The sequence below is a fragment of the Actinoplanes sp. NPDC023936 genome (genome assembly GCF_040639325.1).
Lineage (GTDB): Bacteria > Actinomycetota > Actinomycetes > Mycobacteriales > Micromonosporaceae > Actinoplanes.
The window spans coordinates 90,781-112,180 of the sequence record NZ_JBEZZR010000007.1 but is presented as its reverse complement, the minus strand read 5'-3'; the positions used below and the strand labels follow the sequence as shown (position 1 = coordinate 112,180).

The window sequence follows — 21,400 nt, the reverse complement described above, 5'->3', positions numbered from 1 at the left end:
TTCTGGGATCTAGATAGACACATGTAGATCGGTGAATTAGTTTTTGATCGTCAGTTGCTGTGGAACGGGGCCACGCACTGTTGATCACCTCTGCGCGGGCCTCGCGTCCCTGCGTCAGGAGGTGGAGTGTCAACACCCATCGATCTCATACCCCTACTACTGATTACCACGTTCGCCGCGTACGTGCTGCTCAGCGCGAGACGACGACCGAACGGCCCGGTCCGCGTCGCACTCACTGTCGGAGCCGGCCTGTGGATGGGCCTGGTCGGCGGCGCGATCTGGATGGTGAGTCAGGCGACCGCCGCGGCGACAGTGCCGCCGAAGGCCGGGACACCGGTCAACCCGTGCGTCGCCGGAGCGCCGAACCGGACGTTCGACGTCTCGCTGATCAACCTGCCGATCTTCCTCAACCGGTTCGGTGACGTCGTCCCGGAAGGGCGGATGTACGTCCTCGACGCGAACATCGCGACGGTCCGGCAGAACTTCAAGTACGCCGCCGACCCGTCCAAGGCGAATCTCGAGGACCTGATCGAGCCGCTCACGATCCGCGCCAACAAGGGCGACTGTGTCTCGATCAAGTTCACCAACCGCCTGAACGAGGCGCCGCCACAGCTCGACCGCACGGTCCGGGACTCGGCGATCTACACCCTCCCGGGCGAGATCAAGAAGGCGCCCGGCTCGTCGACCCTGGGTGCACGCGAGTTCGCCCCCGCGTTGACCGTACCCAAGATTGATTTTGATCCGGCGAAGGCCCCGAACGCCTCGATGCACTTCGAGGGCCTGGACTACGACGTCAAAACCGGCGACGGTACGGCCGTCGGCAACAACCCGGACTCCACCGCCGCCCCCGGAGCGGCGATCACCTACCTGCTGCACGCGCAGGCCGAAGGGGAGTTCCAGTTCAAGGACGGCGCCGACTTCACGTCGGTGCAGACCCAGCCGAACAGCGCGAAGCAGTACATCGGCTCGCAGAGCTTCGGCGCGTTCGGCGCGATCGTGGTCGAGCCGAGCGACGCGACCTGGGTCGACTCGCGGACCGGCGGGCCGCTGGCGTCCGGCACCCGGGCGATCATCAAGCGGCCGAACAACAAGGACTTCCGCGAGAACGTGCTCTTCATGCACGACGAGGTGGAGGCCGAGCCGGGCATCCTGACCCGGTACTGCCGCAACGGCGGTGACGGTGACGAGGACGCCGACGACGAGTGCGTGGAACCCACGGCGGCACAGCTCGCGGTGCTGACCGAGGGCACCCTCCCGGGACTCGGCGGCGGTGACGCCGACGCCATCCTGCAGTACCACGAGCAGATTCCGGTCAAGCTGGAGTGGTTCGCGTTCAACTACCGCTCCGAGCCGACCTTCAACCGGGAGGAGCTCGGTTGCCCCTCGGCCACCGTGTCCGGCCAGGGCTATCAGGCCAACGAGTGCGTCGGCGAGGAGACCTCGCTGTCGTCCTGGGCCTACGGCGACCCGGGCGGCGGTGACCTGATCTTCCCGAACTACCGCGGTGAGCCGACTCAGGTACGCCTCATGCACGCCGCGGAGTACGAGACGCACACGTTCCACTGGCACGTGAACCGCTGGGCGTACGACCCGCTGGACGAGGGTGGCCTGGACGCGATCAGCAGCCCCAACCACATCACCCGGACGACGAACATCCTGGACGTGCAGTCGGTCTCCCCGGGCGCGCACTACGACCTCGTCGTGCAGGGCGGGGCCGGATCGGCGCACAAGAACAAGCAGGGGACGTTCGGCGACATCATCTTCCACTGCCACCTCTACCCGCACTTCGCCACCGGCATGTGGGGGCTGAACCGGACCTTCGACAAGCTCGAGGACGGCACCCGCAAGAACCCGGACGGCACACCGATTCCGAAGCTGGAACCGCTTGCCGACTTCGACTACCAGCCGACCGGCGGCACCACGCTCGACAAGCCACCGGTGCCGGACGCCACCAAGATCGGATTCCCGCACTTCGTACCCGGCAAGTTCGGGTTCAAGGCGCCGAAGCCGCCGCTCGGCGTCTCCAGCCGCACCACGACCGGCGCGTTCCCGCCCACCGCGAAGGAGCAGGCCGCGGCGGATCCCGGAGCGCAGGTGCCGGGCGGGTTCTTCCAGAACCCATGCCCGGCCGGCCGCCCGGTGAAGGAATTCGAGATATCGGCCATCCAGCTCAGTCAGGTCTACAACCCGACGGTGAAGTGGACGAACCCACAATCACGAATATATGTGCTCAACTCGGAACGGGAAGCGGTGCTGGCCGGTAAGAAGCCAGAGCCGTTCTCACCGCTGCTCAACGTGGGCGACTGCGTGATCTACAAGCTGACGAACCGGCTGCCACTGGAGTACGGCGGCACCACGTTCGACAGGCTGCAGACCACCAACGAGGTGGGCCTGCACCAGCACATGGTGCAGTTCGACGTGCTCTCCTCGGACGGCGCCGCCAACGGCTGGAACTACGACGAGGGCGCGGACGGCGCGGCGGACGGCAACGGCCAGACCATCACGTACCGCAACTTCGTCCACGAGAACACGTCCACCAACTCGTTCCACGACCACTTCTACGCCAACGTCCATCAGGACGCCGGCCTGTTCGGCGGCGGGACCATCCACGACGCCGGCTGCGTCTTCCGGGACGGGCGGACCAACCAGGAAGTGAAGATCGGAACGATCGTCGCGGTGCACTGCACGGCGACCACCGACTACAACGGCACACAGACCGACGGGTACGACTACCGCAACGTGTCCCTCTTCATCGAGGACCACGTGCCGATGTTCAAACCCGCGGACCCGAACACCACCAACGACGACCAGTTCGTCACCAAGGACGGGGTGCCGATCTACCCGGCGAAGTTCCCGTCCAGCAACGACGACTACGGCGTGATGGGCATCAACTACCGGCTGGAACCGTTCGAAGCACGCCGGGACCGAGATCCATCGCAGATATTCACCGTCCAGCCGAGCAGCGCGCACACCGAGGCGTGGGGCAATCTCCCGTACACACCGACACCAGCGGCATTCCGCGGTGACCGGGTGAAGTGGCGAATATTCCAGCTGTCCCAGGAGGAGTCGCACGGCATCAACCTCGATGCCAAATGGAAGCACGAGCCGAAGGACGACGGCTCCAACATCGTCTCGGCCCAGCACATCGGGATCCTCGAATACTTCGAGATGCAGGTGAAATCGCAGTCCGAGGGGTACCACTTCTATCCGATCGACCGGGACGAGCTGTACTACCTCGGCGGCGCCGACGACATGTTCCTCGGCGCATGGGGACATCTGCGGATCTTCCGATGTCAGACCTACGGCGCCGCGATCTCACCGGGACCGGACGACCCGCCACCGCCGCCGCAGATCGCCCTCTATCCGCTGCCTGACAACACGGCCAACGCGCTGAACTGCATCAACGAACAGCCGACGATCCCACCCAAGCCGATCACCCAGCCGCCGGGCCAGCCCTGCGGTGGCGCGCCGGTCAAATCGTTCAGCATCGTGGCGATCAACCGGGACATCACCTACAACAAGGCCGGGGACCACGACCCCAACGGCCTGCAGTACGCCCTGGAGTCCGACTGGCTGAACAACACGGTCAAGAACGAGCCACTCGTGATCCGCGCCAACCAGGGCGACTGTGTCGAGGTCACGCTGAAGAACAAACTCGACCCGGCCAAGATGAAGCCGAACTGCTTCGAGGGGGTCGAACCCGGGCAGCTGGGCTACCGGAACAGCCATCTCAGCTATCCGGACTGCCTCGACCAGCCACCGAAGAACGAGGTGAACGTCCCGGGCTTCCAGCCGCTCAAGGTGAGCAACCGGGTGTCCATCCGGCCGCAGCTGACCACGCACTACAGCTTCTCGTCCGGAGTCAACGTCGGAACCATGAACGGGTACGACCGGACGGTCGGACCGGGTGAGCAGAAGCTTTACCGGTGGCTCCTGAACACGCCCCCGGGGATGGCGATGCTCCGGGACATGGCCGACCCGATGCACCACGCCACACACGGGCTCTACGGTGCGCTGATCATCGAGCCGACCGGGTCCACGTACCTCGACCCGGCCACCGGCGCCCCGCTGTCCAGCGGGACCAGCGCGGTGATCGCCAACCCGTCGGTCCCGGACTTCCGGGAGAACATCGTCCTGATGAACAGCGACCTGGCGCTGTTCCGCAAGGACACCAACGGCAACCCGGCCGACGACCAGCCGGTGCCGGACAACCTCGACCTGTCCCTGACGCCCGGCAACGAGGCCGACGACGCCGAGGACCAGGGCGACTTCTCCGTCAACTACACCAACGAACCCTGGTCCCACCGATACGCGAACGACCAGAACATCACCAACATCTTCAGTTCGTACGTGCACGGGGATCCGTCGACACCGACGTTCCAGGCGTACGGCGGGGACAAGACGGTGTTCCACGTCGGGCAGGCCGTCGGTGACGCGCGGTCGACAAGCTTCGCGTTGCACGACCATCTGTGGCGGCGGGCGCCGAACGACGCCCAGTCGCAGCTGGCGGCCAACCAGGGCCAGTTCAACCCCGGGGTGTCGTACCAAATCGTCCTTGACCCGGCAGTCACCGGCGGCGCCGGTGGGCGAAGGGCAGCGGCCGGCGACTACCTCTACCGGTCGAGCACCCTCCAGCGGCATCTCAACAGCGGCCAATGGGGGATCTTCCGGGTGCACGCCACCCAGCGGAGTGGCCTGATCGCGCTGCCGGACAAGCCGGTGCCGTCATGAGCGCGGTCAAGGAAAAATGGCGGCTCTCCGACGAGATGCTGCACGGCCGCCAGCCCGCCCGGAAGAAGGGCAAGCCCCGCGGGCCGCGACCGCGTCCGTTCCGGCAGGGCATGCTCCTCGGCATCTGCATCGGGATGACCGCCGCGCTGCTCATCGGCGTGACCGGCTTCCTGCTCACCCGGCCACGGGCCGAGGCGCCGGCTGCCGAGTCCGCGGCGGCCGACACCAAGGCCGGGACCAAGGCCGGCACCACGACCGGCACCGAGCCGGGCACGCAGGCCGCCATCTCGATCACCGCTGAGCACCTGGGTGACCTGCAACTGCGGATCGAGGCGAGGGTGAGCGCGCCCGGAAGCTACGACCCGATCACCAAGGGACAGGTGGTGGCGTACACCGACATGGTGGCCATGCCGATGGCGCACAAGCAGGGACCGATCGTGATGGCGGAGATCTCCGGCAAGCCGGGCGTCTACGAGGCCGCCACGAACGTCCCGATGGCGGGCGAGTACAACGTCATCGTCGAGGTGAAACAGCCGATGGCGTCCACCGCCAACCAGCGGTTGGAGGTGGGTACCGTAACGCCGAAGTGACAGCGGGCGGTTCCCGGGGAGTCGCTCCCCGGGAACCGCTCCCCGCCGGGATCCGTCCCACCCGGTACGGACTTCAGTGGGAGGAACTCGACATGCGCATGCACGCCACTCTCGGGATCGGCATCGCCGTGACGGCCGGCGCATTCGTCGCCGGCTGCGCGAGCGGGCCGGCCGCGCCTTCCCCCAATACGCCTTCTCCAGCCGCGGCTTCCCCGGCCGCGTCTTCCCCGGTCCCCAGTGCGGACCTTTCGGAGATTCCCCGCGAGCCGAGCGACAAGCCCCCGGCGACCGGCTGGGTGAGCGGCATCATCACCCGCGGGGGTACGGGCCCGTGCTACGGCTTCACCGCCGACGACGGTACGCGGTACGCGCTCTACAGCACCGCAGGACTGGCACTGAACCAGAGCGAACGGGTGAAGGTGCAGCTGGAGACCACGATGGTCCGCATCTACTGCGGGCCGGGCAACCTGATGGCGATGACCGCCGCCGAGCCGATCACGTGAGTCACCGCCGGGGTTCGTGACAGCGACGCATAGTCTGACCACATGGACGAGTCGTTCGTACTGGCGGAGGGGCCGTGGAGCCATCGCTTCGTCGGCGCCAACGGCAGCCGTTTCCACGTCGCCGAGGTCGGCACCGGCCCGCTCGTGCTCTTCCTGCACGGCTTCCCGGAGTTCTGGTGGGCCTGGCACGACATCATGACCCGGGTCGCCGACGCGGGCTTCCGCGCGGCCGCGATCGATCTGCGCGGTTACGGCGCGAGCGACAAACCCCCTCGGGGGTACGACGGGTACACGCTCGCCGCCGACATCACCGGCCTGATCCGGGCCCTCGGTGAGCGCTCCGCCACCGTGGTCGGCGCCGGAGCCGGCGGCATGATCGGCTGGGCCGCCGCGTCGTTCCATCCGAAACTGGTCAACCGCCTCGTCGTGCTCGGCGCCGCCCATCCCCTCCGGCTGCGGGCGGCCGTGTTCGCCGACCCGCGGGGCCAGATGGCGGCGTCCACGGCCGTCCTGCGCTTCCAGGTGCCGCGCTTCGAACACGTGCTGACCCGGGACGACGCGGCCCTGGTCGGCGAGCTGATGTCCAAGTGGAGCAGCCCGCGGTTCGCTGTCACTCCCGAGTTCGGCGAGTACGCGTACCGGTGCCGCCAGGCCATGCAGATCCCGCAGGCCGCGTTCTGCGCGCTGGAGGCCTATCGCTGGGTCGCGCGCAGTTCGCTGCGCCTGCAGGGATACCGGTTCGTCAAGCTGATGCAGCGCCCGTCGAACGTGCCGACCCTGCAGCTGCACGGCGCGCTGGACACCGCGGTGCTGCCACGCACGGCCCAGGGCTCCGGGCGGTACGTGACAGCGCCATACGAGTGGCGCCTCATCCCAGAAACCGGCCACTTCCTGCACCGAGAGGCCCCAGACGTGGTCACGGGCGAAATCCTCAGATGGCTCAAAACGCCGAGCTGACTAGCCAAGCCCGCTGGCACCAGCCACCGGCCACACGCGTTTCCCTTCCGGTAAGGGCGTAGCCACAGAACACCCCGCAAAACGCCGCCGGTGAGGAGGCAAGTGATTTCTCGACGCCCGCGGGGTGTGCGGGTGGCGGGAAATCGCCTGCCTCCTCACCGGGTCTAAGGCGTTTTGCCGCGGAGCGAAGCGGAGCCAGCAAGCACAGTGTTTTGCGCGCGAGCGAAGCGGAGCCAGCAAGCACAGTGTTTTGCGCGCGAGCGAAGCGGAGCCAGCAAGCACAGTGTTTTGCGCGCGAGCGAAGCGGAGCAATCAGACTCTGTGTTCGTAGCGGTCGCGGACCTCGTGGGCCGGGGCCCAGCCCTGGTAGACGCCGTAGTCGAACTCTTCCAGGCCCAGCCTGCGGGCCACCGGGGCGCGGCCGCCCGTGTACTCCAGGCGCAGCCAGCTGTCCGCCTCGGCGAGCACGATGAACGGCTCACCGCGCCAGGTGCAGAGCGTCCGGACATAGGAGATCTCGTCGTACTCGTCCGGTTCCAGCACCCGGAGGTACCGCCCCGGCTTGATCTCCTCGAAGCCCTCCTGCGGGTCGGTGGCGTAGATGCGCACCTTGTCCCCGTCGGGTGCCGCGTCGTACTCCCGGCCCTGCCAGGTCACCACGTAACCGTCACGCATCACTGCTCACCCACCCGGCGCCACAGCGGTGCGTCCGCGTCGAAGATCGCCAGCATCCGCTCGTTGCCGTCCGCGTCGATCCGCCACAGCTGCGCGCCGTGCGGCAGCCGGACACTGTCCACCTTGAACTCGGCGATCACGTCCCGGCCCTCACCGGGCGCGAACCCGTTGCCGCGGAACGGCGGACGCTCGATCACCCAGCCATCCATGGCCCGCAACGCCTGCTCGTTCTGCCCGCCGTAGGGGATCCGGTACAGGCTCGGCCGGTACGCCGGCCAGCGCAGCACGAACGCCTCCTTGGCGTCCGGCTGGAACGGTGACGCGTCGTAGTAGAGCCCGAGCGCCCCGAACAGCTCCGCCGGGGTCCGCAGGTGCTCGACCTCGGAGGCGCGGTGGACGAACCCGGCCACCCGGTCGTAACCGCGATCCAGGTAGTAGTCGACCTGCTCGGCGGCGATCGTCTTCTGCATGACCGTCGCGGACTGAGCCTCGTCGCTCGCCGGTTCCGGCGCCGGCACCGGGCTGACCGCGTCGTCGGCGACCGGGCCCTCGGCCGGTTCCGCGCCCAGTCCCGCCTCCGTGGCCCAGTTCGCGAGCGCGATGATCTGGGCGCCCGGGTACTTCGCGCCGACCGGCGTGCCCGGGTTCACCGCGAACGACCAGGCCGGGTCGGGCCAGTTGCGGATCAGCTCGTAGAACCGGACACCGACAGTACGGGTCGGCTCCCCGAAATGGTCGGAAAGTCGGTCCTTGCTGGTGAAGACGATCAGGAACTTCTCCCCGTCGACGTCCTCGGGCAGGAACGCGAAGCCCGACTCGCCCGGCGAACTTCCCGGCCGGGAGTGACTCGCGACCGGCACCAGCACGTTCGCCAGCAGCAGCGTGGAGAGGAAGACGTCGGTGTTACCCGCGTCGGCGGCATCCTGAAGGTCGCGCTCCACATCGTTGGCGGGCACGAACTCGACCGCGTCGCCGGTCTCCGGCGGCGCCTGCCCACCGGTCGCCGAGCCGGCCACGCCAAGCCCGGAAGTGGCCGGGTTGGGGTAACTCGCCGGCGTGACCGGGATGACCTGAGTCGTGTACGCGTTGGCAAGGCCCGGCGCGCTGGCGAGGCCGGGCGCGCTGGCGAGGCCGGGCGCGCTGGCGAGGCCGGGCGTCCTGGCGAGGCCGGGCGCGGCATAGGCCGAGGCGGGGCTGCCCTGGGGCGGCATCCCGGGAATCTGCGGCGCAGGCGGCGCGGTGTAGGGAGCCGGGGCCGCCGGGGCGGCGTAGGCAGCGGGCACCGAAGGCCCGGCATACGCGGCCGGAGCCGGGGGTGCCGACGGCGCGGCATACGCAGCGGGCGTGGAGGATGCCGACGGTGCCGCGTAGGAAGCCGGGGCTGGCGCGGGCGCCTGCGGGCTCTGCTGGCCGGTGTAGGCGGCCGGTGCTGACACCGGGCTCGCGCTGCCGGGAACACCCTGGCCGTAACCCGAACCGGGGGCCGCGGGCGCACCGGGAATCACCGGCGGAGCGAGAGCCGGGCCGGCCGCGTGAGGGGTGCCCTGATGCGGTTGGGCGGGACCTTGGATCGAGGGCGGCGGTCCGGACGGGCCGAAGCGGTCGGCGCCGGGCTGTGCCTGCTCCGCCGCCGGCTGCCGAGCGGCACCGAGCGCCTGCGCGGCAGCCGCCATCGACGTGGGCCGCTCCGAAGGCGGAGTGACCTGCCGACGCGGCAGCGGGCTGCCAGGCGCATCCGACCCAGCAGAACCGGCCGGACCGGAAAGGCCGGGCTGACCGGGACCGACGCCGGGCTGTCCGGCAGATCCGGGGCCGGGCTGCCCCGAGGCGGCTGCCTGGGCCGCGGCGGCCAGCGGAGACGCGGGACCCTGCGGGAATGACGTCGCGGGAGCCGGAGGCGCCGACGCCGGAACGGCGGAAGCCGGGGCAGCCGAGGCGGAGGCGAAGCCCGGGAAGCTGGAGAACGCGGCGGCACTGCCACCCTGCCCGGATCCTGCGGATTGTCCGGGTTGACGGCGGGGCAGAGCGGACCCTGGAGCACCCGACGCCGGAGCGTTGGAGACAGGCTGCGACGAAGCCGGCGCACCCGGGGAGGGCACGCTCGAAGCCGGAACGCCCGGGGAAGGAGCACCGGAAGCCGGAACCGCCGAGGCCGGAGCACCCGAAGCCGGCACGCCCGAAGTTGGCACGCCCGGAGCCGGCACGCCCGAAGTTGGCACGCCCGGAGCCGGAGCTGCGGAAACCGGCGCACCGGCGGCGCGCTGGCCGGACCAGTTCGGCGCGAACGGCGTCTCGGCCGGGTCATAGGGCGCGACGTGCTCGGGTACCGGCGGGGTGTTCGCCATCGGCTTGCGGACCGGCAGCGGTGCGCCGGGGTCCGGCAGCGGCCCACGCGGGTCCTCGTGCACGTTGAACGGCAGGGACGGCTTGTCCCAGCCCGGCGTAGCCAGCCCGGCGCCCGGAGTGGGGCCACCGATGACAGGCCGAACGGGCGGAGCGGAGGAAACGGGCGGAGCGGAGGAAACGGGCGGAGCGGCCGGCGCGGCGGGGGACGACGCGGCAGCACCCGACGGAAGGCCGGCGCCCGGCGCGGCCGCAGCCGGCGGAAGAGCAGCAGGCGGAAGAGCAGCAGGCGGAAGGGCAGCAGGGGGCGCAGCCGCCGGAGGCACCGCCGGAACCCGATAGGCGGAAGGCGCCGGAACAGCGGAAGGCTGGTAGCCGGCCGGAGTCCCGCCAGGCACACCGGGAGGCTGATAGCCGGCGGGAGCGCCACCGGGCGTACCCGGAGGCTGATAGCCGGCAGGCGCACCCGGAGGCTGATAACCCGCGGGGGTTCCGCCGGGTGCAGCCGTGCCCGGCGTCCGCTTCGGCAGCCCACCCGGTCCCTGAGTCTGTCCGGGTGCCCGCACCGGCAGCCCACCAGGCCCGGTGGGAGGCGCGCCCACCGGCGGAATCGGAGCCACCGCAGGCGCGACCGGCGGCACTGCGGGAGCACCCGGCGCAGCCTGCGGCAAAGTCGAAGCACCCGGCCCGCCCGGCGGCGTGGAAACGGCCGCCGGAGTCTGCGGCCGGCCCTGCGCCGGGTCGTAGGTTGGTCCGCCCGCCTCGGATCCCCGGCTCGCGGCCAGCGCGGCGGCCCCGATCTCCTGGATCTTGGACGTGCTGGCCTGGGCTTCCCGGCCCGGGCCGCGGGTCGGCAGCCGGAGGTCGCCACGAGCGAGCTGGGCCACGAACCAGGCCGGCAGGTATCCCTCGATCGGCAGACCCGGGTTGACGGCGAGCCACCACTCCAGGTTGGGCCAGGTGTTGGCGAGCTCCGCGTACGGCACGCGGCGCGCGGAACCCGTGTAGTCAGCGAGGCACGACTTCAGCGCGGCCTGCGAGGTGAAGGCGAGCACGTGCGTACGCCCGCCGGTGCTCCACGTCCCCCAGCCCAGTGGCGCCAGACCCGCGAGCGCGTCCGCCGAGACTGGTAACAGAAGGTCGACACCGGCGAGAATGCGGAAGTAGGACTCCTGGTCGTCGGTGCGCAACGCATCGCGCATCGCGATCTCGGCGTCCGTAGCCGGTTCCCACTCGGACACGTCCACCTCTCCCCACGCTGCGAACGAGCCAACTCAACGCGTATAACCTACAAGGTCAGGCCGCAATCACAATGGGCGGCGGTGTGCTGACTGCTGAGTCGCTTTCGCGGCGTTCCCGGCACGAGATCCGGCGGACCTCGCGAGCCTCAATTGATCGCCGGGCGCGATCATCCAACCACCGATGGTAGTTCCGCAAGTGGCTGGGTCCATTACGCGTTCGGGGGACTTACTGGAACCGCTGCGTCGCCACCCGTTCGGTCTCGGCGTAATCGATCACCGACTCATCGAGGGCCGCCTTGATCTGCCGCAGGATGCCCTGCAGATCCTCGGACGCCGCCCGCCACGTGTTCTGACGTTGCTCATAGGCGTCGCGCGCCGCGCCGGACCAGGTCGACACGAGCGGGACGGCGTCGCGCTCGAGCTGATCGAGCTGATCGCGCAGCGCGGCAAGCGCCCGGTCGATGTCGGCGCTGGCCTGTCGCAGCGCGCCGAAGCTGACTCGGAGAAGCCCGTCGTTCATCGTCGTCCCCCTACAGCGGCAGGACGATCGTGCCGCCGGTCCGGGTCACCCGGGCGGCCGCGCCGGCGTCGGCCGACTGATATCCGGCGCCGGTGGTGCGGATCGCGTCGGCGGTCTCGGCGAGCGCCCCGCCGAGCCGGCGCAGATCCGCCGCGTATTCCGCTTTCACCTGCTCGAACGCATCGGCGCCCAGTCCGCGCCAGGTGCCGTGCAGCACCGACAACTCGGACATCAGGCTGCGCAACGTGCTTTGCAGCCCGTCGTTCACCTGGTCGAACCTCGCGGCGGTCCGCGCCATCACCGCCATTTCGGCCTGCGTATCGGTCATTCCGGATGCCACCCGCCCCTCACTCCGCATCTCATGTGGACTGTCGCATGCCATCGACACAGATCACTAGGCATGGAATTTCAGGGCTGACGTTATCCGTGTTCTCAGCTCGCCCGGCGGCACGATTCGCGGCCTGTGGACAACCGGGCCAACCGCCTGTGGACAACCTCGGCCGGACCTCGCGGCCGACCTACCATGAGGCCACGGCGGCGGGAGGTGTGAGCATGACCGTGTCGTTGTCCGTCGGGAGTGGGCGGCCATATCGCGTCCATCTCCATCAGCTGGTGTCCACCCAAGCCGCCGCCGTTCTGATCCTGCTCGGTGTCGTGAACGGCGATCTCGGTGTGGCTCTCGCTACGGCAGGCGCCGCCGGCTTGCTCGCGATGACGTGGGTACGCATCCGCGAGCGCTGGGCTTTCCAGTGGCTCGCTCTGCTGGCCCGCTTCGCCACCCGCGGCCGCACCGTCCGGCTCGGCGCCCCGGCCGCGATCCTCGCGCTCGCCGCCCCCGACACCCGGCTGATCAGGGTGAGCCTGTCCGGGCGACCGGCCGCGATCCTCGCCGACGATCTCGGGCTGACCATGCTGGTCGAGCTCGGCACGCTGCCCCGGCTGGCGACCCTGGAGACCAGCCCACCGGTACGCCTGCAACTCGTGCTGACCGGCGCACCGGCCCCTGTCGCACGCGCGGGTCCGGCCGCCGTCTCCTATCGGGCGCTCGGCCGGGACGGTCCGCTGGCACAGCACCGCGCGATCCTGGCGATCCGGGTGCCGCGGCAGGGCGCCGAGTCCGACGACGAGCTGCGTCACGCCGTGACGGCCGCGACCCGCACGATGCTGCGCAAGCTGGGCGCGTCGGCCACCGGGCCGCTGGACGAGACAGCGACGGTACGGGTGATCGCCGACCTCGCCGGAGTGGGGCCCGCGGCGGTCCTCCGGGAGACATGGGCCGGACTGACGGCCGGCGGCCTGACCCAGGCGGTGTTCCGCTGTGATCCCGAGCCGGGCGCCGGTCTCTCCGCACGCCTGCTCGCACGGCTGCTGCATCTGCCGGCCACCGCGACCACGCTGGCTCTCACGGTGGAGCCGGGACCGGCCGCGACACTTCTGATCCGGATCACCGCTCCCGGCATGCCGGCCCTGGAGACCACGGCCCGCTCCCTCCGGCGCCTGCTGGCGAGTGAGCGGATGACAGCCCATCGCTACGACGGGGACCACCTGCCCGCGCTGACCGCCACCCTGCCCCTGGCACCGTGTCCCCCGGCGCTCCGGCCCGGAGCCGCGAGGGCGCTCCCGCCCGAGCAGAACGACCCGGTCCTGCCGCGGCTCTCACACGGCCTGATGCTGGGCCGCAACCGGCAGGGGCGCCCGGTGCTGATCCGGCCGTTCCGCCCCGAGCCCACTCACCTGGTCCTGGTCGGCACCGGCCGGTGCGCTCAGCTGATCGTCTTCCGCGCGCTCGCGGTCGGGGCCCGCGTCCTGGTCAGCACCGCTCGTCCGGCCGCGTGGGCGCCACTGGTGCGTGGCCTTACCGGCGACGAATCCCTGACGCTGCACCCACCGGGCCTCGACGCCGTCCCGGCCGGATCGCAGCTGACCCCGGTCCTGCTCGTGAAGGACGACGGGCCGGCCGAGCCATCCACCGCCCGGCACGAGGCCGGCGACCCCGGTCACGACCGGACGGGCACGGCTGCCGGGTCCAGCCCGGAGTTCGGCCCGCTTCAGCCCTGGACGACCACGATGACCGTTCTCGGCCACCCCGATGTCGATCTCGCCGCTTCCGCCGACCTTCTTCTCCTGCAGCCGCTCACCCCGGAGGAGGCGGCCGTGCTCGGTCCGGCTCTCGCGCTCGGCGAGACCGCCGGCCTGCTGTCCCGGATGCGGCCGGGCATGCTCGCGGTCGTCACTCAGCAGGCGGTCCGATGGGCAGCGCTGACACCGACCTCGGTGGAGAAAGTCCTGATCGGGCAGCCGATCCGGTCCATCGAGACCCAGCGAAATATGCGGCAGATTCCCCTCTGACCCGATTCGACCGGCGCAGCGGGATGAAGATCGCGGGGTGTCGCTCCCCCGCCTGGCCCGCGCGTGGCACGATCCCCTGCCATGGGCATCCTCATCAGGCTGTTGATCACGGCCGTCTCGCTGTGGATCGCGACCCTGGTGATCGACGGAATCGATCTGACCTCCGACACCGCGGCCGGCAAGGCCGGCACGCTGATCGCCGTCGCGGTGATCTTCGGTGTGGTCAACGCGATTCTGCGGCCGATCATCAAGGTCCTCGGTTGCGGTCTCTACGTTCTCACGCTCGGCCTGATCGCGCTCGTCGTGAACGGCCTGCTCTTCATGCTCACCAGCTGGATCGCGGGCGAGGTCGGCCTCGGCTTCCACGTCGACGGCTTCTGGCCGGCCGCGCTCCTCGGCGCGCTGCTGGTGGGCGTCGTGAGCTGGGTGCTCAACATGCTGGTCCCGGACGGCGACGACTGAGGCATCCCGGGAGGGCGCCGGCCGCCGCGTCCTCCCGAACAGGCCAGCCCTTGCGGATTGGCTTTGTGTCCGGCATCACAACCGCAAGGACCGCTCCCCTTCCCGGCCCTTACGGTGGGGTCATGAGCGATGAGCGGCGCGGATATCTGTACGGCCTCACGGCGTACACGCTCTGGGGTTTCTTCCCCATCTATTTCAAGCTGTTGCAGCCCTCGCCGCCACTGGAGATCCTCGCGCACCGGATCGTCTGGTCGGTGCTCTTCGTGGCGCTGCTGCTCGCCGTGGCGCGCAACTGGCGCTTCCTCGGCCGGCTCCTGCGCACCCCACGGCTGATCGGCGGGATCGCCCTGGCCGCGGTGCTGATCGGCATCAACTGGGGCACCTACATCGCTGCGGTGAACTCGTCCCGGGTGGTGGAGACCGCGCTGGGCTACTTCATCACCCCGCTGGTCTCCGTCCTGCTCGGCGTCACAGTGCTGCGCGAGCGGGTCCGGGCCTGGCAGTGGGTGGCGGTCGGGGTCGGCACGCTGGCGGTCGCGATTCTCACGGTCGACTACGGACACCTACCGTACGTGGCACTGACCCTGGCCGCCTCGTTCGGCTGCTACGGGTTGATCAAGAAGCGGATGTCGCTGCCTCCGGCGGAGGGCCTGTTCGTCGAGTCGGGTGTCCTGGCGCTGCCCGCGTTCGCGTTCCTGACCTGGCTGAACCTCACCGGCGAGGCGCAGTTCGGGCACGTGTCGGTGAGGCACACCGTTCTCATGCTGGTCTCCGGCGCGGCCACCGCGATCCCGCTGCTGCTCTTCGCCGGCGCGGCGAACCGGGTGCCGCTCGTCGGCCTCGGCATCCTGCAGTACGTGGCGCCGATCCTGCAGCTCGGCTGCGGTGTGCTGATCTACCACGAGCCGATGCCGGCCGCCCGGCTCGCCGGTTTCGGCCTGGTCTGGATCGCGCTGATGATCTTCACGGTGGACGCTGTCCGGCACACCCGTGCGGCGGCACGAGAGCGGGCGGCGGCCGAAGCGGCGGCCGCCACCGCCGCTGGGCCGGCCGCCGCCGCCCTGCCCGCACGCTGAATCAGCGCGGGGAGCCTCAGTCGAACCCGGGAGGTTCGTACGTGAGCATCGCCTTCCCGTCGAATCGCACGATCTCGAGCCGGGACAGGCTGCCCTCGCCGAAGTGGGTCGCGCCGGGCATCCGGAACTCCGTGCCGGGCTGTGCCAGCCACGAGCCCAGTTGTTCCTTCTGCTCGTCCGGCCCGTACGCGATGAGCCGGAACGTGTAGGCCCGATCCGCCGCCCTGCTGTACGAGCAGAGCATCTCCACCTTCGTGCCACCGGCCGTGCTGGTGAGCCGGACCGTGGCCGTGATCGGCGAGACGTCGTCGACGGCTCTCATCGCGACGGCGGGTCCGGGCGGCGGCGCCGCGGGAGCGTCCTGATTCAGTCCCCAGGTCACCACGCCACCGCCGATCAGCAGCACCAGGACCGCCGCTGCAGCGGTGCTGAGCACCCGGATCGAGAAGTTGCGCAGCCGCGATCGCCGCGGTGGCCGATGGCGTTCGCCGAGTGCCGTGCGCCCGCCGGCCGGGAAGTACCCGGGCTGCTCGCCGAGCGTCGGATCGAGCAGCTTGGCGAATTCCTCGGCGTCGAGACGATCGAGCATGTCCGGTACGCGGGCCAGGTCGGCGACCGCCTCCCGGCAGAACGAGCAGCTCGCCAGATGACTCTCGTAGGCCGCCCGCTCCCCCGGCGACAACGCGCCGAGCACGTAGGCGGCGTCGTCATGCCCGTCCTCGCACCGCATGCGTACCGCCTCCAACCGGCTCGTCGCTCCCGGTCTGTGGTACGCGGCATCTGACGCGAAGGTTCAACGATTGCTTAGCGCCCCTCGTCAGGCCGTGGCGACCCGAACGCGGAGAGCCACCACTCGTTCAGGCGGTTGCGGACTCGCCTCCGGAGAGAGCTTCGGCGACGTTGCGGGCGGCCGCGGTCAGCTTGGCCCGGACCACTCGAGCCGAGGTCAGCATCTCGGCGGCCGGCATCGAGCAGGCCAGCACCAGGCGTCGTTCCATGTCCCGGTCGGCGACGACGACCACGGCGGCCGAGGCCAGCCCTTGCCGGAACTGTCCCATTTCGATCTGCATGCCACGCCGCTCACCGGCAGCCAGGTCGGCTTCCAGCGCCTCCGGCGTGGTCAGCGTCGCCGGGGTGAAGCCGCGCATCCCGTAGTCCCGCAGATAGCGCGAGCGCTGGTCGGGGGTGAGCGTGGCCAGCAGCGCCTTGCCGAGCGCTGTGGCGTGGCCGCCCTCGTCGAAGCCGGGCGCGATGTCGTCGAGGAACGGCGATCGCGCGCCTTCCGCCGACGCTGTCACGGCGATCCGGCCGCCGACGAACCGGCCCAGATAATGGCTGTAGCCCGTGTCCAGGGCGGCTCGGCGCAGCGCCTCGCCCACCGCGGGCGGGCCACGAAACGCGGAGACCAGTTCGCGGTACCGATCGGCTATCTCCAGGCCCACGATGTACGTGCCGTCCTCGCGACGGATCACGTAGCCCTCATAGGCCAGGGTTCGCACCAGGTGATAGGTCGTCGCGACGGTCAGCTCGCATCGCCGGGCGATCTGCTTGACGGTGAGTCCACGCGGCGCTCGTCCGACCGACTCCAGCACGCGCAGGGCGCGCGACACGCTCCGGATGAGATCTGACGGCTCCGCTAGGGGGTCACGCACAGCTACCTCCGAGGCCCAGGGACTTACACCATATGAAGAAACATCCGTCGACGGAATGCCAAAAGCATGTGGATCACGATCGATTTGCACAGCCGGTGTGATCATTAGGACTGTCCGCAGCCAAAGCGCCGGAAGCTGCCATAGTCTGCGTCACGTGCGAGCCGCAGAGATCAATTCCGGCGGAACCGGTTCTGCCAGCGGGAACGCGGGATGGGCTACGGTCGGCGCACTTACCACGACCATCGCTGTTTCGATACCCGTCTTCCTGGTGGGAGGCCTTGCCGTTCAGGTCGGCGACGAGCTCGATTTCTCGCCGACGGGCCTCGGATTGGCCGTCTCCGCCTACTTCGGAGCGAGCGCACTCGCCTCCGTACCGGCCGGCGCGCTCGTCGAACGTTACGGCGCGACACGAATCGCCCGCGGCGGCATCGCCCTGGCGGCCGTCTCGCTGATCGCCGTCGCGACCCTCGCGCGGTCACTGTGGACGCTCGTGGCGATCCTCGCCCTCGGCGCGGCCGCCAACGCCATGGGTCAGCTCGCCAGCAACACCAGCCTGTCCCGGCACGTGCCGGCCCGGCGCCAGGGACTCACGTTCGGCATCAAACAGGCCGCCATCCCGGTGAGCACACTGCTGGCCGGCGCGGCCGTACCAGCGGTGGCCCTGACCGTCGGCTGGCGCTGGGCGTTCGCGCTGGCCGGCCTGGCCGCCGTGGCCGCCATCCCGCTGGTGCCCCGCGACTCCGGGCACCGCCGGCGCAGCGCCGAAACCGGGCAGGCCACCGGCGCGCTCGTGGTGATCGGCCTGGCCGCGACGCTGGCCGCCGGATCCGCGAACGCTCTCGGCACGTTCGTGGTCGCCTCCGCGGTCGACCGGGGAGTCAGTCCCGGACCGGCCGGTCTCGCGCTCACCCTCGGCGGCGCGATCTGCGCGGCCGCCCGGATCGCCGGCGGCTGGCAGGCCGACCGGCAGCCGGACCGGCAGGTCGGTGTGATCGCGATGCTGCTGACCATCGGCGCGGGTGGGCTGGTGCTGCTGTCCACACCGGGAACGGTCGCGATGGTCGCCGGAATCGTGCTCGGCTTCGGGTTCGGCTGGGCCTGGCCGGGACTGATGACGTTCGCCGTGGTCCGGCTGCACCCCCAGGCGCCGGCCGCCGCCACCTCGATCACCCAGACCGGCGTTTACGCAGGTGGGTGCGTGGGTCCGCTCGGGCTGGGCGCGCTGGCCGGGTCCGCCGGGTATCCAGCCATGTGGACGGCGGGCGCGATCGCGATGGTCACCGCCGCCGCGCTGATGCTGCTCGGCAGCCGCCTCCTACGCCGACACACGATCTAGGCGAATCGCAGTCGCCCCATGGAGCAAATCGCCAAGATCGCGGAAGAGCGGGGAGCGGGAAACAGGAGCGGGAGCGGGGAGCGGGAGCGGGGAGCGGCCTTCGGTGGCGTGGTAGTCGATGACCGCTGTCAGCTCGTGCGGTCGGCGATGAAGTCGCACAGCGCCTCCATCGTCCGTTTCGCCTCGCCGGCGGGGAGCGGCGCCAGCCGGGCCCGCGCCTCCTCCGCATAGGTCCGCACGGTCTCCCGCGCCTGCTTCATCGCCGCCGACTCGCGCAGCAGCGTGAGGGCCTCGGCATGCAGCGCGTCGTCGGTGATCGGACCGGCCGAGAGCAGCTCGCGCAGCCGCACCGCCGACGCGTCGGTGTCGTCGCCGGCCAGCGCGTAGAGCACCGGCAGCGTCGGCACGCCCTCACGCAGGTCGGTGCCGGGGGTCTTGCCGGACTGCACCGACTCGGACGCGATGTCGAGCAGGTCGTCGGAGAGCTGGAAGGCGATGCCGATGGTCTCGCCGTAGTGCGCGAGGGCCTCCACGTGCTCGGGCCGCGCGCCGGAGAAGAGGCCGCCGAACCGGGCCGCCGTCGCGATCAGCGAGGCCGTTTTCTCCGCGATGACGTGCAGGTAGTGCTCGATGGGGTCGCTGCCCCGCGGGCCGACCGTCTCGGCGATCTGGCCGTGCACCAGGCGGGCGAACGTCTGCGCCTGCAGGTGCACCGCCTCGGTGCCGAGCTGGGCGGCCAGGTCGGCGGCCTGCGCGAAGAGGTAGTCACCGACCAGGATCGCCACCGAGTTGCCCCAGCGCGCGTTGGCGCTCGGCGCCCCCCGGCGCACTGTCGCCTCGTCCATCACGTCGTCGTGGTAGAGCGTCGCGAGGTGGGTCAGCTCCACCACGTTCGCCGCGTCGACGACCTGCGGTGACGTCGGATCACCGAACTGCGCCCCGAGCGCCACCAGCAGCGGCCGGAACCGTTTGCCCCCGGCGTCGGCGAGATGGCGCGCGGCCTCGGCCACCAGCGGGTCGGCGCTGGCCACATGGCCTCGCAGCGCTTCCTCCACGGCGGCCAGCGTCGCTGACACCGACGCGTCCATCGCGGGATCGACGTCGAGGCCCAGCGACGACAGCGTCAGATCACCGGTGCTCACCACGCATCTCACGATGCCATACGGGCCCGACGGATTCTGTCCCAGGGTGGCAAGGGACAAGATCCAAAATCCGACACCTCGGGTACGCCCGAAGCCCGCACCTCGGTCGCGGTGTTCGTGATGATCAGCCACATGTAGTGAAAATCGGTCAGCGAGGTCCAGTCGGCGTCGGCGGGGAAGCCGACTCGGACACCGCGGTCATCCAAATTAGATGCCGTCAGCGAAACCGGCCCCGGCGTGTTGCCGGGGCCGGTCAGCCGAGCAGCGGCGGTCTGATGGTCTAGGACGGTCAGCGAACGAACTGGCCCGCCTGCTCGGTCAACTCCAGCAGCGGGTCCGGGGCCACGCCCAGCGCCACCGTGGCGATCACGCCGAGCCCCAGCGCAGTGGCGGTGAGGAAACCGGGGATGGACACCGCAGGCGTCGTCTCACCCGGCTCGGAGAGCCACATCAGCACGACGACCCGCAGGTACGGGAACGCCAGCAGCATGCTGGAGATGACACCGAAGATCACCAGCCAGGTCTGCCCGCCCTCGATCGCCGCACCGAAGACCGCGAACTTGCTCATGAAGCCACTGGTCATCGGAATGCCGGCGAAGGCGAGCAGGACGAACGTGAAGGTGGCGGCGAGCAGCGGGCTCTTCCGGCCGATGCCGGCCCACCGGGACAGGTGGGTGGCCTCGCCGTCGGCGTCCCGCACCAGGCTGATGATCGCGAACGCCGCGAGCACCGAGAACCCGTAGGCGACCAGGTAGAACATCGTGCTGGCGAGACCCTCCTCGTTCATCGCGAGGACGCCGACCATCAGGTAACCGGCGTTCGCGATCGACGAGTACGCGAGCAGCCGCTTCAGGTCGGTCTGTGTGACGGCCAGGATCGCGCCGACGAACATGGTCAGCACCGCGATCGTGCCGAGGACCGGCTGGAAGTCCCACTGCACACCGGCGAACGCGACGTACAGGATGCGCAGCAGCGCGCCGAACGCGGCGACCTTGGTGCAGGCCGCCATGAACGCGGTGACAGGCGTCGGGGCGCCCTGATAGACGTCCGGCGTCCAGACGTGGAACGGCGCCAGCGCGGCCTTGAAGAGCAGACCGATCGCGATCAGCCCGAAGCCGGCGTAGAGCAGCACCTGGCTGCGCTGCGGGTTCGCGACCGCTGCCTGCACGTTCTCCAGCCGGATCCCGCCCGCGAAGCCGTAGATGAAGGCCACCCCGAACAGGAAGAACGCCGAGGCGTACGAGCCGAGCAGGAAGTACTTCAGCGCCGCCTCCTGGCTGAGCAGACGCCGGCGGCGGGCCAGCGCGCAGAGCAGGTAGAGCGGCAGCGAGAAGACCTCGAGCGCCACGAACATGGTGAGCAGGTCGTTCGCCGCGACGAAGAGCATCATGCCGCCGAGAGCGAACGAGGTCAGCGGGTAGACCTCGGTGGCGCCGGGCGCGCCGCCGGCCTGCCGCAGGTCCTTCTCCGAGCCGACGGTGATCGCGGCCTGCGACACGAACGCGCCGCCCTTCTCGATCGACCGCTCACCGATCAGCAGCAGCGACACCGCCCCGAGCACCAGGATCGCGCCCTGGAGGAAGAGCGACGGCCCGTCGATCGCGACCGCGCCGCCGATCGTGGTGATCCGGGTGTCCCGCTGCAGCACCACGGCCACGAGCGCCGCCACCACCGCGACCAGGGACAGCGCGAGCTGCACCCCGTTGCGGGCCTTCCGCGGGACGAGCACCTCGACCAGGACGCCGAGGCAGGCCGCGCCGAAGAGAATCAGCATCGGCGCGAGAGCGCCGTAGTCGATGGCGGGAAGTTGCAGTTCTCCCATG

At 70.1% G+C, this 21,400-nt stretch carries 16 protein-coding genes; 8 read left to right on the top strand and 8 right to left on the bottom strand.

Going from position 1 to position 21,400, the window contains the following annotated elements:
* Positions 1-126 precede the first annotated feature (126 nt).
* The 4 genes from AB0F72_RS12645 to AB0F72_RS12630 all read left to right on the top strand — a co-directional run bounded on the left by AB0F72_RS12645 (position 127) and on the right by AB0F72_RS12630 (position 6,781).
* On the top strand, positions 127-4,731 hold the full coding sequence (locus tag AB0F72_RS12645) for a hypothetical protein (protein WP_360429590.1): 4,605 nt from the start codon (positions 127-129) through the stop codon (positions 4,729-4,731).
* The gene (locus tag AB0F72_RS12640) at positions 4,728-5,321 is read left to right on the top strand and encodes a FixH family protein (RefSeq protein ID WP_360429587.1); all 594 of its coding nucleotides are present in this window, start codon (positions 4,728-4,730) and stop codon (positions 5,319-5,321) included. The genes AB0F72_RS12645 and AB0F72_RS12640 overlap by 4 nt, the downstream gene beginning before the upstream one ends.
* 92 nt (positions 5,322-5,413) lie before the next feature.
* A complete protein-coding gene (locus AB0F72_RS12635; RefSeq protein ID WP_360429584.1) occupies positions 5,414-5,824 on the top strand; it encodes a hypothetical protein in 411 nt (136 codons plus the stop codon).
* 42 nt (positions 5,825-5,866) lie between these two features.
* Positions 5,867-6,781, top strand: a complete 915-nt coding sequence (locus AB0F72_RS12630; RefSeq protein ID WP_360429581.1) for an alpha/beta hydrolase — start codon at positions 5,867-5,869, stop codon at positions 6,779-6,781.
* A gap of 312 nt (positions 6,782-7,093) precedes the next feature.
* On the opposite strand, the gene AB0F72_RS12625 is transcribed toward AB0F72_RS12630, so the two are convergent.
* From AB0F72_RS12625 to AB0F72_RS12610, 4 genes are all read right to left on the bottom strand, one after another.
* On the bottom strand, positions 7,094-7,459 hold the full coding sequence (locus tag AB0F72_RS12625) for a hypothetical protein (protein WP_360429578.1): 366 nt from the start codon (positions 7,457-7,459) through the stop codon (positions 7,094-7,096).
* Positions 7,456-8,667, bottom strand: coding sequence for an SseB family protein (locus AB0F72_RS12620; RefSeq protein WP_360429575.1), 1,212 nt, complete (start codon positions 8,665-8,667; stop codon positions 7,456-7,458). The genes AB0F72_RS12625 and AB0F72_RS12620 overlap by 4 nt, the downstream gene beginning before the upstream one ends.
* 2,599 nt (positions 8,668-11,266) lie before the next feature.
* On the bottom strand, positions 11,267-11,560 hold the full coding sequence (locus AB0F72_RS12615) for a WXG100 family type VII secretion target (protein ID WP_360429572.1): 294 nt from the start codon (positions 11,558-11,560) through the stop codon (positions 11,267-11,269).
* 10 nt (positions 11,561-11,570) lie between these two features.
* A complete protein-coding gene (locus AB0F72_RS12610; protein WP_360429569.1) occupies positions 11,571-11,888 on the bottom strand; it encodes a WXG100 family type VII secretion target in 318 nt (105 codons plus the stop codon).
* A gap of 284 nt (positions 11,889-12,172) precedes the next feature.
* Between AB0F72_RS12610 and AB0F72_RS12605 the strand changes: the two genes are divergently transcribed.
* The 3 genes from AB0F72_RS12605 to rarD all read left to right on the top strand — a co-directional run bounded on the left by AB0F72_RS12605 (position 12,173) and on the right by rarD (position 15,447).
* Positions 12,173-13,909, top strand: a complete 1,737-nt coding sequence (locus AB0F72_RS12605; RefSeq protein WP_360429566.1) for a type VII secretion protein EccE — start codon at positions 12,173-12,175, stop codon at positions 13,907-13,909.
* Positions 13,910-13,990: 81 nt separating this feature from the next.
* Entirely contained in the window at positions 13,991-14,371 is a 381-nt protein-coding gene (locus AB0F72_RS12600; protein WP_360429564.1) for a phage holin family protein, read from the top strand.
* A 122-nt stretch (positions 14,372-14,493) separates the two neighbouring features.
* Positions 14,494-15,447 (top strand): EamA family transporter RarD, encoded by a 954-nt coding sequence (rarD, locus tag AB0F72_RS12595; RefSeq protein WP_360429561.1) that lies wholly within the window; start codon positions 14,494-14,496, stop codon positions 15,445-15,447.
* Positions 15,448-15,463: 16 nt separating this feature from the next.
* On the opposite strand, the gene AB0F72_RS12590 is transcribed toward rarD, so the two are convergent.
* Both AB0F72_RS12590 and AB0F72_RS12585 read right to left on the bottom strand, forming a co-directional pair.
* Positions 15,464-16,177: a zf-HC2 domain-containing protein gene (locus tag AB0F72_RS12590; protein ID WP_360429558.1), complete on the bottom strand. Its 714-nt coding sequence runs from the start codon at positions 16,175-16,177 to the stop codon at positions 15,464-15,466.
* Positions 16,178-16,304: 127 nt separating this feature from the next.
* Positions 16,305-17,099 carry an IclR family transcriptional regulator C-terminal domain-containing protein gene (locus tag AB0F72_RS12585; protein ID WP_360429555.1) on the bottom strand — a complete coding sequence of 265 codons (795 nt, stop codon included), beginning with the start codon at positions 17,097-17,099 and terminating at the stop codon, positions 16,305-16,307.
* A gap of 169 nt (positions 17,100-17,268) precedes the next feature.
* Here AB0F72_RS12585 and AB0F72_RS12580 point away from each other — a divergent pair, with 169 nt between their 5' ends.
* Entirely contained in the window at positions 17,269-18,435 is a 1,167-nt protein-coding gene (locus tag AB0F72_RS12580) for an MFS transporter (RefSeq protein ID WP_360429921.1), read from the top strand.
* 128 nt (positions 18,436-18,563) lie between these two features.
* Here the strand turns inward: AB0F72_RS12580 and AB0F72_RS12575 are convergent, their stop codons facing one another.
* Both AB0F72_RS12575 and nuoN read right to left on the bottom strand, forming a co-directional pair.
* Positions 18,564-19,523: a polyprenyl synthetase family protein gene (locus AB0F72_RS12575; RefSeq protein WP_360429919.1), complete on the bottom strand. Its 960-nt coding sequence runs from the start codon at positions 19,521-19,523 to the stop codon at positions 18,564-18,566.
* A 343-nt stretch (positions 19,524-19,866) separates the two neighbouring features.
* Complete coding sequence (nuoN, locus tag AB0F72_RS12570) at positions 19,867-21,399, bottom strand: NADH-quinone oxidoreductase subunit NuoN (RefSeq protein ID WP_360429552.1); 1,533 nt, start codon at positions 21,397-21,399, stop codon at positions 19,867-19,869.
* Position 21,400: the final 1 nt, after the last annotated feature.